Below are 14,200 nucleotides of genomic sequence, written 5' to 3'. Positions count from 1 at the left end.
GGCACGGGCCCTGGCCGAGTACCAGAATCAAACCAATCAAGCAGCAGCTTAAGAAGAAAAACCAATCAAGCTGTCTCAAAAACTTGACGGGCGCAAATTCCTTGACGTGATGTTTGGACGCCCAACTGCGAGGTTCGAACACCCAGCTGACAGGTACGACATGGCACGCCAGCGACATCGTTCCTTCGTCCTCGACACCGGCCCGCACGAGTGCCAGACCGACAGCTTCGGAATACATCCAGCATTCCACCCTGGTAGCACCAGCGGCGCGGAGCGCAGCTGTATACGACCCGATGTTGTCATCTCGGTGATCCTTGAGGTCGAGAACGCTCCAGTTACCCGCCCATTGCAAGCCCGCGGCCTGCATGAGCGAAACGAACGCAGCGATTTCTTCCGGATCCGCGCCGACGCACCTCCCACTCTTCGGGTCGCCGCGCCACGCGAGTGGAAGGATCTTGACCATTCCACGCACCAGAATCGGGTTGTTCGGCGAAAGCCATCCGTCCTCTTCCGCCTCGAACACCGCAGGGGGCAAGCCGTCTGGCAGCAACATCTGTTGTCGTCCCTCGTACGGCAGGAGCCCACCATCCACAAATGATGACGGGCCGAAGGCTGCCGCCTCGTCCCGGTGCAAATCCATGTCTAAGTTCACTCGGCGGGTCACCCGTCAAGAATACGTGCTGTCAGCCTCGCTCGAAGAATGGGGCGGCGCTGTGCACCCTCACGGTGATGGCTTCCCACTCTTACCTCGGACACGACGAGCTGAGCATGCGGAGCGTTCTCACGATCGTGGCAGCACCAGAGGATCCGTCGACCTGTCACCTCGCAGATTCTGACGGCGCGTTGCCCGGCCTCGACCAAATCGCAGCGCCAGTTTGGCGCGAAGGGTTACATACTGTGAGTAGCGCGGACATCTTGGCCATACATATGGCGATATTCGAGAGACAAGACCTCTGGATCGTCATTTCTGATGAGAAGGATTGGCCAGTCGCCCTCGACCATCTCGGAGAACGGGCACCATATGCACTTTTGACGTCTGGTGAGACTGCGCTGCTGATTGAGCCTCTCGCCCACCGCATCAGGCTCACCGGTGCGCGCGTCTCTACCGCTGGAATTGTGACAAGTTCCGTTGCCCACAGGTCGATCACCTATTGCCGGACTGCCGGACGCGGCCGACCTTGCGTCGGGGCAGGAAGAGTTCCTTGGTCTGGACGGCACGGCGACCGACATCTTGGAAGTGGAGAACTTCACGCCGATAGCGCCCGACGGCTCGCTCGAGGTGCAGCTTGTTGTGCCTGAGAGCTTCCAAGGGAGTTCGCTCGTGGCCGCCGTCTCGCTCTACGAGCTCTCGGACACAGTCCACCCGATCGCCGGCCATCGCGACCTCGACGATCCGGGTCAGGCGCTGACGGCGTACCCGACTCCGGGCGTGCGCGGATCCCTGGCGAATATCGCTTGGCTACCGTCGACCGGCGGCACGATCACCGAGCGCGGGCACGCTGGACCGATCCACTCACCAAGCAGCGCATGATCCGTACCGAGATTGTGAAGGACGAGGCAACCGCACGATCGATGACTGGGGGAAGCAATACGGCGCATCGACAATCAAGAACACCATCGCGCCACTCGTACGGGTGCTCGATGAAGCCGTTCGTGATGCTCGCCGCTCTACTGGCAGAACGCTCTTGAGAAGTCTCCGGACTTCAAGTTGGAGACGTGGACTTCACAAAGAACCTCGTCATCATCAGAGGCCAGGTCTTCCCCGGCAGTTGCGGCCTCATCACCAAGCCAAGCAAAAGCCGCAAAGAGCGTCGCGTGCCGAGTCTCGACCCACTCCGGCCGGTCCTGAATCGACTCTGCGCATTCAAGCAATCGGACACACCACTCCTCGTCGGTCCGCGTGGTGGCTTCCTCACGACAGCCACCGTTCGCGACGCCACCAGCTGGGACCAAGTCGTTGCTGACCTCGGCCTGCCCAACCTCAATCGAGACAACACGCGGCTACCGCCACCTCGCATCCGCCACGGAACAAGCCAACGCCTTCCTCAGCAGAGACGCCCGCCCGACATTTTGGCCGCTAACCGCTAACCCCTAACCCGGCTTCCCTCTCAAAGTGTTCTCGGGAAACAAAAAACCGCTCAAACTCCGGGACAGTTCCCAGTGTTTGAGCGGTTTTTATTCGGTCGGGCTGACAGGATTTGAACCTGCGACCCCTTGACCCCCAGTCAAGTGCGCTACCAAGCTGCGCTACAGCCCGATTGTTCAACCATTCGGAAGATGCCCTCCGTGGTCGAACCACCGGGAAAAAGTTTACCCCATATTCTGAGGCACTCTAACCACTTTGCCTGTGATTGGCATCTCATTCCCCGGCTAGCGTGAATTCCGGCCGGGGAACAAGGGACTTTCTACCTCTTTTTGCTGCGCTTTTCGCGCACGCGCATGCTGACTTCGATGGGAGTTCCCTCGAAGCCGAAGGTTTCACGCAGGCGGCGCGTGATGAAGCGGCGGTAACCTGCATCCAGGAAGCCGGTGGTGAACAGGACGAACTTCGGCGGGCGGCTGGAGGCCTGGGTACCGAAGAGAATACGGGGCTGCTTGCCGCCGCGTACGGGGTGCGGGTGCTCGGAAACCAGTTCACCCAAGAACGCGTTCAGGCGTCCCGTGGGGATGCGGCGATCCCAGTTTTCCAAGGCCAAATCCAGCGCGGGTACTAACTTCTCCTTGTGCCAACCGGTCTTGGCCGAGATGTTAACGCGCGGAGCCCAATCGACGTGGGCCAGATCCTGCTCAATTTCACGTTCCAGGTACTTGCGACGTTCGTCATCCATCAAGTCCCACTTGTTGAACGCCAACACCAGAGCACGGCCGGATTCGATGGTCAGCTGCAAGATGCGCACATCCTGCTCGCTGAGCACCTCATCCACAGCCAGCAGCACCACGGCAACTTCGGCTTTTTCCAGCGCCGTCTGGGTACGCAGTGAGGCGTAGAAGTCAGCGCCCTGTGCCATGTGCACCCGGCGGCGGATACCGGCCGTGTCCACAAAGCGCCAGGTGCGTCCACCCAATTCGATCATTTCATCGACGGGATCACGCGTGGTGCCTGCAACGTTGTCAACCACAACGCGCTCAGAGCCGGCCAGCTTGTTCAGCAGCGAGGACTTGCCAACGTTGGGGCGGCCAATCATGGCTACGCGGCGCGGGCCACCTGAACGTTCAAGGCCGGCGACGGCGGAGAACTCCGGGAGGATGTCCATGACACGGTCCAGCATGTCGGCAACGCCACGGCCGTGAACAGCAGAAACGGGGAGCGGTTCACCCAAGCCAAGGCCCCACAACATGGCGTTGTCGGCTTCCTGAACCAGGTCATCAATCTTGTTACCGACCAGGATGACAGGCTTTTTGGACTTGCGCAGCATCCGCACAATGGCCTCATCGGAGGCGGTGATGCCAACGATCGCGTCAACCACCAGCAGTACGGCGTCAGCCATTTCAACAGCGATCTCAGCCTGCTCGGCAACACGCAGGTCCAGGCCGCGGGCGTCGCGTTCCCAACCGCCGGTGTCCACGAGGGTGAAGTTACGGCCGTTCCAGGTGGCGTCGTACTGGACCCGGTCACGGGTTACCCCCGGGGTGTCCTCAACGACGGCCTCTCGGCGGCCCAAGATGCGGTTGACCAGGGTGGACTTGCCCACGTTGGGGCGTCCCACAATGGCCAGAACCGGGTCCTGGCGTAGCGGATCCTCGCTCTGGCCGTCGTCGAACTCGCCCGAAAGCAGTGCAGCATCGGCGTCGTCGAGTTCGTAGCTGGCGAGGCCAGCGAGCAAGCCGGCAGCGCGAGCGTCGGCGTCCTCGTCAGAGATGGCCGCCAATTTTTCGGCGATCTGGTCGGTACCCGTGGGCACGTATTCCGGGTGACCAAACTCACCGTCACCGTAGGGTGCGGATGACTTGGGGTCGCTCATGGTTGCTGTCCTTTATGCTTTGAAGATAGGTGATCATCCGCAGGCAAATCCTGCCCTGTTGCGGCTTGCGATGCGGCAATGTGTGCCGCCAGCCGCAGGCGGATTTGTTCGGTTGCTCTGTCCATTGAAACACGGCCGGAAACTCCCGGCTCACGCGTGATTGTCAATGGTTCCCCAAACACTACGTGCAGTGTGCGCCGTGGTGCTGGAATTTTATCGCGATGTTCCCCGCTGTGTCTTGTTCCCAAGACTGCAACAGGTACGACGGCGGCGGCCGAGTTAAGTGCTAACCATGCCACCCCACTGTTCATCTTGGCGGCGTCCCCGGTTCCCCGGGTGCCTTCTGGCAGGATCCCGACACAATCGCCTCGATCCAAGACCGCCTTGGCGTATTGCAAGGCTGCCCGGTCGCCGCTGCGGTTGACAGGAATCTGCCCGGAAGCGTGCAACACCCCACCCAGGACGCCCTTGAACATCGTGTGCCGGACCATGACATGCATGTATCTGCTGCTGGCGCCCACCATGACAGGTCCGTCAAGATAGCTCAGGTGGTTTGCGGCAAAAACCACTGGCCCGGATGTGGGAATGTGTTCCCTACCCAGAACCTTGGTGTTGTACACCACATGGTCCAAGAAGCGCCCCACCGGACGGCTCCACAACGTTTTCCACCGCGGCGGCGGCTCCGTCAACACCCGCAGCGGCTTCTCGCCACGGCTCATGCAGCGGGACCGGCGTTGACTGCTTGGCGAACCACGGCGATGACGGCTTGGATGGTCTCTTCGAAATCCAGATCCGAAGAGTCAACCGTGTAGACACCGTCAGCGGCACGCTGGAAATCAACCACGGTTGAATCCTTCGCGTCCCGGGCTAAGACCTGCTCCTGGAGTTGAGCTGCAGTTTGTGTGCCACCGAGCTGCAGCCCCCTGCGGCGCAGACGAGCTTCCTCGCTGGCCGTCAGGATCAGGCGCGCCTCAGCGTTAGGAGCCACCACTGTGGTGATGTCCCGCCCTTCCACCACAATGCGGTGGCCGTGTTCGGCGATGAGCTCCTGCTGCCGACGCACCAAGGCTGCACGAGCACCCAAGTTGGTGGCCACAGCACTGACCGAAGATGAGATCTTCGGTTCGCGGATAGCGTCGGTGACATTGATGCCGTTGACCTTGAAAAACTCGGTGTCCGGAACCATGCTCTGCTCCATCTTGATGGTGCGCGCTGCTGCCTCAACGGCGCCGGCGTCTTCGAAACTGATACGCGCATTCAGGCAGTGCCAGGCCACGCTGCGATACATGGCACCGGTGTCCAGGAATGCCAGGCCGAGGCGCTGCGCCACGGCCTTGCTGACACTTGACTTGCCCGAACCGGAAGGCCCGTCAACAGCAATCACCAAGGGCTTGCCTATGCGAATCTGCTGCACCACTACATCTGTGTTGCTCATTGAATTACCTTCCAACCGCGTGCCGTCAATTCATCCACGAGAGCCACCCTGCGTGCCGGCAGCACCGACAGCTCCACCATGCCAACTTGCAGCCCGGCCGAATGGTCCAGACGCAAGTCTTCGAGGTTGACTCCGATCTCACCGATTTCCGTCAGCAGCTCGGCGATCTGGCCCGGCTTGTCATCGACCAAAACTGTCAGCCAGGAGTACTGCTGGGCCGGCCCACCGTGCTTGCCGGGGATCCGGCTTTGCCCCGCATTGCCTTCGGAGATGAGCTGGGCCAAATCCAATCGCGCGCCGGGTGCTGTGGGAGCGCTGAGCGTTTTGATCAGACGGTCCAAATCGGTCCGGACACCCTGCATAATCTCCAGCACCTTGGGAGCGTTGGCCCCGAGAATCTGGACCCACAGGGCAGGGTCGCTGGCAGCAATCCGGGTCACATCACGCAGCCCATTGCCCGCTAGTGAGAGTGCATGCTGCGGTGTTTCCGCCAGCCTGCTCGCCACCAAAGACGCCATGACCTGCGGCAGATGCGAGACCAAAGCCACGGCGCCGTCGTGCTCGTCAGGGGTGAAACGGAACACCACAGCGTCCAGATCAATGGCCAGCGAATGCGCCACCTTGATGGCTTGCGCGCTGCTCGCCTCAGACGGGCAGAGCACCCACGGCATCGAGTTGAACAGCTCGCCGCGAGCCGCAACCGGACCCGAGCGTTCGCGCCCGGCCATGGGGTGCGTGCCAACGTACCGTTCCAGCATTGCCGGCTCCAGAGCAGCCATGGCTTGAAGTTCGGCCAACACAGCACCCTTCACACTGGCAATATCAACCACGACGGCGGACGGGTACTTTGAGAGCGCACCCGCCACAACGTGGGCTGTGACATCAGGCGGCGCGGCCACAACGACCAGTTGTGGGCTCAGGTTTTCAGCAGGGTCAAGGGCGCGCCCGGCTCCAATGTCCACGGCCACAGCCTGTGCCGAGGGAGAGGGGTCGCTCAAGACCACGTCAATACCGCGAGCCCGCAGCCCTAAACCAATGCTGGCCCCTAGCAGCCCGCTGCCAAGGACCAGCACGGCTCCGCTCAAGTGCGAAGGATTCATGCGTTGATTACATCCCCACGTCGGAGAGTAGGAAGCCAATCTCGTGGCGACCCAAGACGCGGACGCTGCCCTGGCGCTGGTCGCCTAGTGCAATCGGTCCGAACTTCACACGGACCAGGCGTTCCACCGGGTAGCCGACGGCATCGAACATACGGCGCACAATGCGGTTCTTACCGGAGTGCAAAACGACCTCGGCCAGGACGTGACCCGGGGTGGAGTCAACGAGGCGGAAGGAATCAACCTTCTGCCAGCCGTCCTCAAGCTCCACGCCGTCCTTGAGCTGGGCGCCAACGCCGTGCGCCATCGGACCCTTGACCTGAACCAGGTAGGTCTTGGGGATCTCGTATTTGGGGTGGGTCAAGCGGTTGGCAAGTTCGCCGTCGTTGGTCAAGAGCAACAGGCCTTCGGTGCCGGTGTCCAAACGGCCAACGTGGAAGAGTCGCTCTGCTGTCTGGCGCTTCTTCAAGAAGTCGCTGATGCAGGGACGGCCTTCGGGGTCATCCATGGTGGAAACAACGCCCTTGGGCTTGTTGAAGACCATGTAGACGAGGGATTCGTTGGTCTGGATGGTCATGCCGTCAACAGCGATTTCCACCGTAGCCGGGTCAACACGAAGACCCAGCTGGTTAACCGTGACGCCGTCGACCTGGACACGGCCTTCAAGGATCATATCCTCGCATAGGCGGCGAGATGCCACCCCTGCCATGGCCATGACCTTCTGCAGGCGCACGCCCTCTGCATTGTGAATGTCAATGTCATCGGTGGTCCGTGTTGGGCGGCGGTTCTGCTCGGTGGGGCGGTTCTTCGACGGGCCAACCGTGCGGCCGTACTGCTCATTCTTGAACGGGCGGGCACCGCTCTGGCTCGGCTTGCGAGCACCGGGCTTGCCAGCGCCTTGCTTGGGGCCGCCCAACTTGGGGGCACCGGACCTGTAACCGCCATCGCTGGCCGCTTTTGCCCTGTCGGCGTTGTAACCTGCGGCGCGCAAAGCGCCCGGCTTCAGGCCGTCGGAGGAACCCGACTTGGAGCCGCCCTTGTAGCCGTCGGACTTGGATCCACCCTTGTAACCGTCGGACTTGTAGCCCTCTGACTTGGGTGCGCCCGAGCGGGGCTTGCCTCCACGCGGTTGGTACTGTCCGGAAGAGTTCCCGGAGCGGGGTGACGGTGTCATTATGTAATCCTTAAAGTGCTAAGTGTTGTGGTCATGCTAAAAGTGTGAATCATCGAAATCCTGAAGGTTTTCCAGACCGGGCAGGTGCGGTGCAATTTGCGGCAACTCGTCCACGCTCCCCATCCCAAGCCGTTCTAAAAAGTACGCCGTGGTGCGGTACAGGAAAGCCCCGGACACCGGATCGGTGCCCACTTCCTCAATCAACCCGCGCTGCGCAAGCGTCCTGACAACCGAGTCCACGTTCACGCCACGAATGGCGGAGACACGGGCTCGGGAGACCGGTTGACGGTAAGCAATCACCGCCAGAGTCTCCAAGGCTGCCTGCGTGAGCCGGGCCGTTTGGCCGTCCACAACAAACTGGGACACGATCTCGGCGTAAGCGGGACGTGAATAAATACGCCAACCACCAGCAAGATGCCGGAGTTCAAAGCCGCGAACCGGTACGGTGTCACCCTTTCCAGTATAGCCGTCGTACTCCCTTGCGAGTTCGTGTAATAGCTCACGTATGGTAGCGGCTGGCAATCCCACCACTGAGGCCAGCTGCACCTCGGAAACGGGCTCATCCACCACCATCAGCACGGCCTCGAGGGCTGCACGGACACTGTCGCGGGATTCCACGAGTTCGCCAGCGTCGCTTGGCGCGGACTCTTCAGGCACAGGAACTTCCTCAGTCATGAGGGACCTCGCTCTCGTCAGGGGGCACATCAGGGCTCTCGCCAGTGCCCGTCTCAGTGGGTTCGTCATCGAAATCGCTCGCAACAGCAACAGCAACGGCGGGGCTCACACCGGCACTCCACTGCACCAGCAACTCCCCCAGCGGGTTCGGCTGCTCGAAGGAGATCAGCTGGTCACGAAACAATTCCAGCAGCGCCAAGAACCGGGCAATGATCATCATGGAGGAATCCGCATCGGCACTCAGCGCGGCAAATGTCAGAGGCGCTCCGACCCAGCCAGCAGCGGCAGGATCACCGGCTTCGGGCATGCCGGCCGTGAGCATGGCGGTGATAATGGCGGCCTGGTCCCTGACGCTGACGGGTTGCACATGCAAGTGGGTTAGTCCCACCGTGGTGCTTGGCGGTTCCTTTGTTTCCATGGCGCGGGCTGCCAGTTCGGCAAATTGCTGGGGCGTGTGACGCCACACCAGCTCAGGTAGGAGCGCTGCAAACTGTGGTTCGAGCCCTACTTGGCGGGGGAACCGCCGGGCTTCGCGGTCCAATTCGGCGCCCATGAGGGTGGCCACTTCTTTGAAGGCCTTGTATTGCAAAAGCCGTGCGAACAAGAGGTCACGGGCCTCCAAAAGGGCCAGGTCGTCGTCGTTCTCCACCTCACCAGCCGGCAAAAGCCTGGCGGCTTTCAGGTCCAGCAAGGTGGCGGCCAGAACCAGGAATTCGCTGGCTTCATCCAGCGCCCAGTCCTGGCCGAGGTCCTGTAAAGCCTTCAAATAACTGATGAATTCATCCGTGACAGTGGCAATCGCCACATCAGTGATGTTCATCTCATGTTTGGAAATGAGCCCCAAAAGCAGGTCAAAAGGGCCCGTGAAGTTCTCTAGGCGGACTTCGAAACGAGTCATGCCCGGGGCTTCCGGTGGTGTTTCTGCCGCGATCCCCGCGACGTTCTGTGATGAGATCAAGTTAGGGCGAGCCGCCTCGGACGATCAGTTCTTTGGCCAGCCGGCGGTAGGACTCAGCGCCCTGATGGTTGCTGGCGTAAGAGGTGATGGGTTCAGCAGCGACGGAGGCGTCGGCGAACTTGATGGTGCGCTTGATGACGGTTTCGAAGACCTTGTCGCCGAATGCTTCCACCAAGCGGGCCAGAACTTCACGGCCGTGCAGGGTGCGGGCGTCGTACATCGTGGCCAACACGCCGTCGACCTGCAGACCCGGGTTCAGCCGGTCCTGCACCTTATCGATGGTCTCGACCAAGAGTGCCACGGCGCGCAGGGCAAAGAATTCGCAAATCAGCGGGATGATCACGCCGTGAGCGGCCGTCAAGGCATTGACGGTCAGCAAGCCCAAAGACGGCTGGCAGTCAATGAGGACAACGTCGTAGTCATCCTCAACCTTGCGCAAGGCACTGGCCAAAACCTGCTCGCGGGCCACCTCGTTGACGAGCTGAACTTCAGCGGCCGAGAGGTCAATGTTGGCTGGGAGAATGTCGATGTTCTCTACATCGGTATGGATGATGGCGTCGCGGATGTCCACCTTGCGGTCCATCAACACGTTGTACACGGTGACGTCCAGCTCATGGGGATTGGTGCCGAAACCAGCGGAAAGGGCGCCCTGCGGATCAAAGTCCACCAGCAGTACCTTGCGCCCGGCTTCTGCCAGCGCAGCACCTAAGTTAATGGTTGAGGTGGTCTTACCGACGCCACCTTTTTGGTTGACCATCGCGATAATGCGCGCGGGGCCGTGGGAGGAAAGGACCGGAGGCTCCGGGAATTCCGTCAGGGGACGCCCCGTAGGGCCCAGTACATCTTCGCCGGCAAGTGCCGTTGCACCCTGCTCGTTGCTCACCTGTCAGTCCACACTTTCGCCGCTAATTTAACTCTCCACTGCCATCCCCTACGTTACCGGGTGCTGGCGTCATGTTTTGAACATTTAGCCCTGATGGATTTTGAGCCTTGACTCTCAAGCTGAAGTTGAATGTTATGACCCGCCTATACTTCGAAGGTGATGAGCAAAAGAACCAGTCCCTCCAATAACACCCCTGCCGGGCACCCAAAAGCTCCGCAAACCGCACACCAGCGGGACGTCGTGCGCGCTGAGAAACTGCAGGCAGGTTACGGCGGCAAGGCCGTGTGCGGTGTTGTTAGTTTCAGCCTCCATGCCGCTCAGGCGTTGGCGCTGGTGGGGCCTAACGGCGCAGGCAAGTCCACCGTGGTCAAAACCGTGGTGGGCCAACTCGAAGCTGTCTCTGGAACAACATTGATCAACGGCTCTGAGGTGGATGACAGGACGCTGGATTTTCGGCGCGAAGTGGCCGTCGTGTTTGACGATGACGCTTTCTTCCCCGCGTTGACGGTGGAGGAGCACTTGGCGATTGTCTCCGCCGGGCACGGCGTGGAGGATGTGGAAGAAATCATTGCCGCTGAACTGGAGTTCTTCGGCTTGCAAGACCAAGCAAGCTCACGTCCGTACAACCTCTCCTCGGGGCAACGGCGCCGAATGCTGTTGGCCGCGGCCTTTGTGCGGCCCCGCTCCCTGCTGGTCTTGGACGAACCGGAGCAGCGCCTTGACACGGCCATGAGACACAAACTTGCCACTCGGTTGCGCGCCGAGGTTGATTCCGGGCTGGCTCTTCTGGTGGTCACCCACGACCCCGATTTCTTGATGACTGTGGCCACTAAAGCCGTTTTCATCGCCGACACAACCCACGCCATGACACCCACACAGGCTGCGACGGCGATCGCCTCCGAGAACCCGCACGCGGACTAAACCATGGCCATGACTACCAGCGAGCGCTTCAGCGCCAAACAAATCCGTCAGTACACGTTCAAGGCCGGGCTCAGCCGCACCCAAGGCGGGCTCATGGAGCTCATCTCCGAGGTGTACACCTCCATTCTGGGCGCTTTGACGCTACTCACCATGGCCGGGGCCCTCATTGTGGCTTTGCGTCACAGCTTGGGCGTTGGTGATGAATCGGCGCTACTGGCCTCTGCCGTGGCGCCGGGCTTCCACTCGGTCACGCTGCTGCAGGCCAGCGCCACGGTACTGCTGACTCTGGCTGCGGCGCTCCTATCCGTGGAAATGACCATGGGGCCCGTTGCCATGACGCTGCCACAAACCGCTTGGTGGCTGGGTCTGCCGGTACGTCGCAGGGGGTTTATCCAACCCGGTTTCCTGAAATCGATCCTCTGGCCCACCATCGCGGCCGTGTTGGTGGTGCTGCCGCTTTCACTGGGCATGGCAGCGAACCCCACGCCCGGGAATTTAGCTCTGGCTGCTCTGTGTGGTGCGGGCCTGGCATGGTTGCTGTACGGCGTTGCCTCCTGGTGCCAGATCACCGGCTCCGGCGCTTTGCTAAAGAAGCTTATGGGGGCCATCACCCTCCTCGCCCCGCTAACTCTGGTAACAACAGCCCTGTACAACAATGTGGCCGGATCCAGCGCCATCACGGCCGCGCAAACCGCTTGGTTGAAATACCTCCCCACGAGCTGGCCACTCTTAGTGGCCGACGGCGCCACCTGGCCCCTGCTGATCGTGGCCCTCGCGCTGGGGCTCCTTGCGCTGGTCTATGCACATCTTGAGCGCATCACCACCGCAGCCTTGAAGAAGAGTGCTGCGGCTGGCGCCTATGCGGCCAGTTCGCTGCTGTCTATGGACGCCACCGAGCTCTCCCGCTCGCTGAGCACCGGGCCGTCCACAGGAACCAGCAAGGTCAAGCTCCCCATGATCTTCAAAAAGGGCTCGGTCCACGCCCGGAGTATCAAGACACTGGCCAGCACGCATGCCACCATGGCGCTGCGCTCTCCCAGCATGCTGCTGCGGGTGCTGGTGTTGGCGGCCGTGCCAGCATCCTTGGCATCGGTGGAGTTCCTGGGCAATGCCATCTTGATTGCCGTGGCTCTGTACTTTTGCGCCCACTTTGCCGTGACAGCTTTAGGCGCCACCGCACGGTTCGCCAATGGCAACCCGGCAGTAGATACGCTCATGCCGTTGCCGGCGACCACCGTCCGGCGGGTGCATTATCTGGTCCCCGCCGTGGTCATGACGCTGTGGGCGCCGATCTGCTTTGGGCTATTGCTCGCTTTGGGTGTTGGCTCACCAGGGCTGCTAGTCCTCGCTATCCTTGCTGGACCCGGTTTGGGTGCCGCTACTTTGCGTGCTGGCTTCCGGCCTGCACCTGACTGGAATATGCCTGCCTTGGCTGGTCCTGCTGGCCCCATCCCCACGGGTGCCATTAGGGCGTTCATCGTGGGCCCAGACCTGAGCCTGATTGTACTGTTGCCGGTACTGATCTGCTTGATCTCAGGCGGTGTGCCTTCGATAGCCTTCCCGATCCAGCTGACACTGACGTGGCTGGCTTTCTTGTGGGGAACCCATGTGCGCAAGCCAAAATCCGCCAAAGACCCCGGCCTCTTCGGTATGCCCCCGGCAACCGCCACCAAGTAGTAGGGGTCCCTGCCGTTTATGTGCTCCGACCCACGCCGTTTACTATTGCTGAGGCGTGCCTTGCGCCGCCAACGTGCCACGCAGCGTCGCGCGGCACCGCTCCAGTCGACCAAAGGAACACCATGAAGCTGCTGAAATCGATCCCACTACTAGGCTGGATTGTTATAGCCATAGTCCTGGGCATCCTGCTCGGCCCCGTTATGCCTGCGTGGCTCGGCGGGGCATTCCTGACCTACAACTCAATCTTTTCCGGGTTCCTGAGCTTCATTGTGCCGCTCATTATTTTGGGTCTGGTCATGCCAGCCATCGCAGAACTGGGCAAGGGCGCTGGCAAGTGGCTCGGCGTGACGGCGCTGATCGCTTACGGTTCCACTATTCTCGCCGGCCTCCTTGCTTACTTTGTGAGCCGGTGGCTCTTCACCGCCTCATTGTCCGGCGGCGGACTGGCAGAGATCGGTGCTGACTCAGGTTCGGGATTCACCCCTTACCTGACGGTAGTCAGTAGCGCTGGAGATTCAGCTACTGAGATTGTCCTTCCGCCCGTGATCGGCGTCATGAGCGCCTTGGTGCTCGCCTTCGTGATCGGCATTGGCCTGACTTCTTTCAAATCAAAGGTGCTCTTCCGCGGAGCCATCGAGTTCCGCACCATCATTGAAGCCGTGATCCGGCGCATCATCGTGCCAGCGCTGCCCCTATTCATCTTCGGCATCTTCATGGACCTCGCAGCCAGCGGATCGGCCGTTACTGTCGTCACGAAGTTCCTGCTGGTAGCTGTTGTGTCTTTCGCCCTGACACTCGTTGTCTTGATTACCCAGTACTCCATTGCCGGGGCTATGTCCGGCCTCAACCCGTTCAAGGCTCTGTGGAATATGCGCGACGCGTACTTCACCGCATTGGGCACCTCATCCTCGGCCGCCACTATTCCGGTAACGCTTGCTTCAACGAAGAAGAACGGCGTCTCTGATTCTGTCGCCGGATTCGTGGTTCCCTTGTGCGCCACCATTCACTTGTCTGGTTCCATGGTCAAAATCACCTGCTTCTCCATCGCAGTGCTGCTGCTCACCGGCGGCGATGTTTCCTTCAGCGCGTACCTGCCCTTCACCTTGATGCTCGGCGTCATGATGATCGCCGCACCCGGTGTTCCCGGTGGCGCCATCGCTGCAGCCGCAGGCCTGCTCGCTCAGATGCTCGGCTTCGGCGAGGTGGAAGTTGGCCTCATGTTCGCGGCGTACATTGCCCTGGACAGCTTCGGTACGGCCACCAACGTGACAGGTGACGGCGCTATTGCATTGATCATGAACAAGCTCACCCGCGGTCACCTTGGCACGCAGGCGCAGGATCCCTCCGACGAAACCGTCGAAGCTGCCCCGGGTAGCGAAGCCGAAGCGCATACGCTGGCCCACTAACACCTCCGGTTT

13 protein-coding genes and 1 tRNA gene are annotated in these 14,200 nt (G+C 61.0%); 4 read left to right on the top strand and 10 right to left on the bottom strand.

Translation table 11 applies throughout. The features are described 5' to 3' along the window. Positions 1–664, bottom strand: a 664-nt coding sequence (locus tag AB0P14_RS17495) for a hypothetical protein (RefSeq protein ID WP_363845299.1), incomplete at its 3' end; no start/stop codon positions are given. A gap of 465 nt (positions 665–1,129) precedes the next feature. Between AB0P14_RS17495 and AB0P14_RS17490 the strand changes: the two genes are divergently transcribed. After that, positions 1,130–1,531: a hypothetical protein gene (locus tag AB0P14_RS17490; protein WP_363845296.1), complete on the top strand. Its 402-nt coding sequence runs from the start codon at positions 1,130–1,132 to the stop codon at positions 1,529–1,531. Positions 1,532–2,183: 652 nt separating this feature from the next. Here the strand turns inward: AB0P14_RS17490 and AB0P14_RS17485 are convergent. The 9 genes from AB0P14_RS17485 to AB0P14_RS17445 all read right to left on the bottom strand — a co-directional run bounded on the left by AB0P14_RS17485 (position 2,184) and on the right by AB0P14_RS17445 (position 10,184). Then, positions 2,184–2,257 (bottom strand) — tRNA-Pro (locus AB0P14_RS17485). Positions 2,258–2,405: 148 nt separating this feature from the next. Continuing rightward, positions 2,406–3,962 (bottom strand): ribosome biogenesis GTPase Der, encoded by a 1,557-nt coding sequence (der, locus tag AB0P14_RS17480; RefSeq protein WP_363845293.1) that lies wholly within the window; start codon positions 3,960–3,962, stop codon positions 2,406–2,408. Next, on the bottom strand, positions 3,959–4,681 hold the full coding sequence (locus tag AB0P14_RS17475; RefSeq protein ID WP_363845290.1) for a lysophospholipid acyltransferase family protein: 723 nt from the start codon (positions 4,679–4,681) through the stop codon (positions 3,959–3,961). The genes der and AB0P14_RS17475 overlap by 4 nt, the downstream gene beginning before the upstream one ends. Beyond that, positions 4,678–5,397: a (d)CMP kinase gene (gene cmk, locus AB0P14_RS17470; protein WP_363845287.1), complete on the bottom strand. Its 720-nt coding sequence runs from the start codon at positions 5,395–5,397 to the stop codon at positions 4,678–4,680. Before cmk ends, AB0P14_RS17475 begins: the two co-directional genes overlap by 4 nt. Continuing rightward, positions 5,394–6,497, bottom strand: a complete 1,104-nt coding sequence (locus tag AB0P14_RS17465) for a prephenate dehydrogenase (protein ID WP_363845284.1) — start codon at positions 6,495–6,497, stop codon at positions 5,394–5,396. The genes cmk and AB0P14_RS17465 overlap by 4 nt, the downstream gene beginning before the upstream one ends. Before the next feature lie 7 nt (positions 6,498–6,504). After that, the gene (locus AB0P14_RS17460) at positions 6,505–7,668 is read right to left on the bottom strand and encodes a pseudouridine synthase (protein WP_363845281.1); all 1,164 of its coding nucleotides are present in this window, start codon (positions 7,666–7,668) and stop codon (positions 6,505–6,507) included. Positions 7,669–7,704: 36 nt separating this feature from the next. After that, positions 7,705–8,343 carry an SMC-Scp complex subunit ScpB gene (scpB, locus tag AB0P14_RS17455; RefSeq protein WP_363845278.1) on the bottom strand — a complete coding sequence of 213 codons (639 nt, stop codon included), beginning with the start codon at positions 8,341–8,343 and terminating at the stop codon, positions 7,705–7,707. Then, complete coding sequence (locus AB0P14_RS17450) at positions 8,336–9,241, bottom strand: segregation/condensation protein A (RefSeq protein WP_363845304.1); 906 nt, start codon at positions 9,239–9,241, stop codon at positions 8,336–8,338. The genes scpB and AB0P14_RS17450 overlap by 8 nt, the downstream gene beginning before the upstream one ends. 61 nt (positions 9,242–9,302) lie before the next feature. Then, positions 9,303–10,184 (bottom strand): AAA family ATPase, encoded by an 882-nt coding sequence (locus AB0P14_RS17445; RefSeq protein ID WP_363845275.1) that lies wholly within the window; start codon positions 10,182–10,184, stop codon positions 9,303–9,305. Between the two features lie 159 nt (positions 10,185–10,343). On the opposite strand from AB0P14_RS17445, the gene AB0P14_RS17440 reads away from it, so the two are divergent. From AB0P14_RS17440 to AB0P14_RS17430, 3 genes are all read left to right on the top strand, one after another. Next, positions 10,344–11,105 (top strand): ABC transporter ATP-binding protein, encoded by a 762-nt coding sequence (locus tag AB0P14_RS17440; RefSeq protein ID WP_363845272.1) that lies wholly within the window; start codon positions 10,344–10,346, stop codon positions 11,103–11,105. 9 nt (positions 11,106–11,114) lie between these two features. Next, positions 11,115–12,782 carry a DUF6297 family protein gene (locus tag AB0P14_RS17435; protein WP_363845269.1) on the top strand — a complete coding sequence of 556 codons (1,668 nt, stop codon included), beginning with the start codon at positions 11,115–11,117 and terminating at the stop codon, positions 12,780–12,782. A gap of 122 nt (positions 12,783–12,904) precedes the next feature. Next, a complete protein-coding gene (locus tag AB0P14_RS17430; RefSeq protein ID WP_363845267.1) occupies positions 12,905–14,188 on the top strand; it encodes a dicarboxylate/amino acid:cation symporter in 1,284 nt (427 codons plus the stop codon). Positions 14,189–14,200: the final 12 nt, after the last annotated feature.

This window comes from Specibacter sp. NPDC078709, from assembly GCF_040686795.1.
Classification (GTDB): domain Bacteria; phylum Actinomycetota; class Actinomycetes; order Actinomycetales; family Micrococcaceae; genus Specibacter.
The sequence above is the reverse complement of the archived record's forward strand: the minus strand, read 5'-3'. Positions and strand labels throughout refer to the sequence as shown.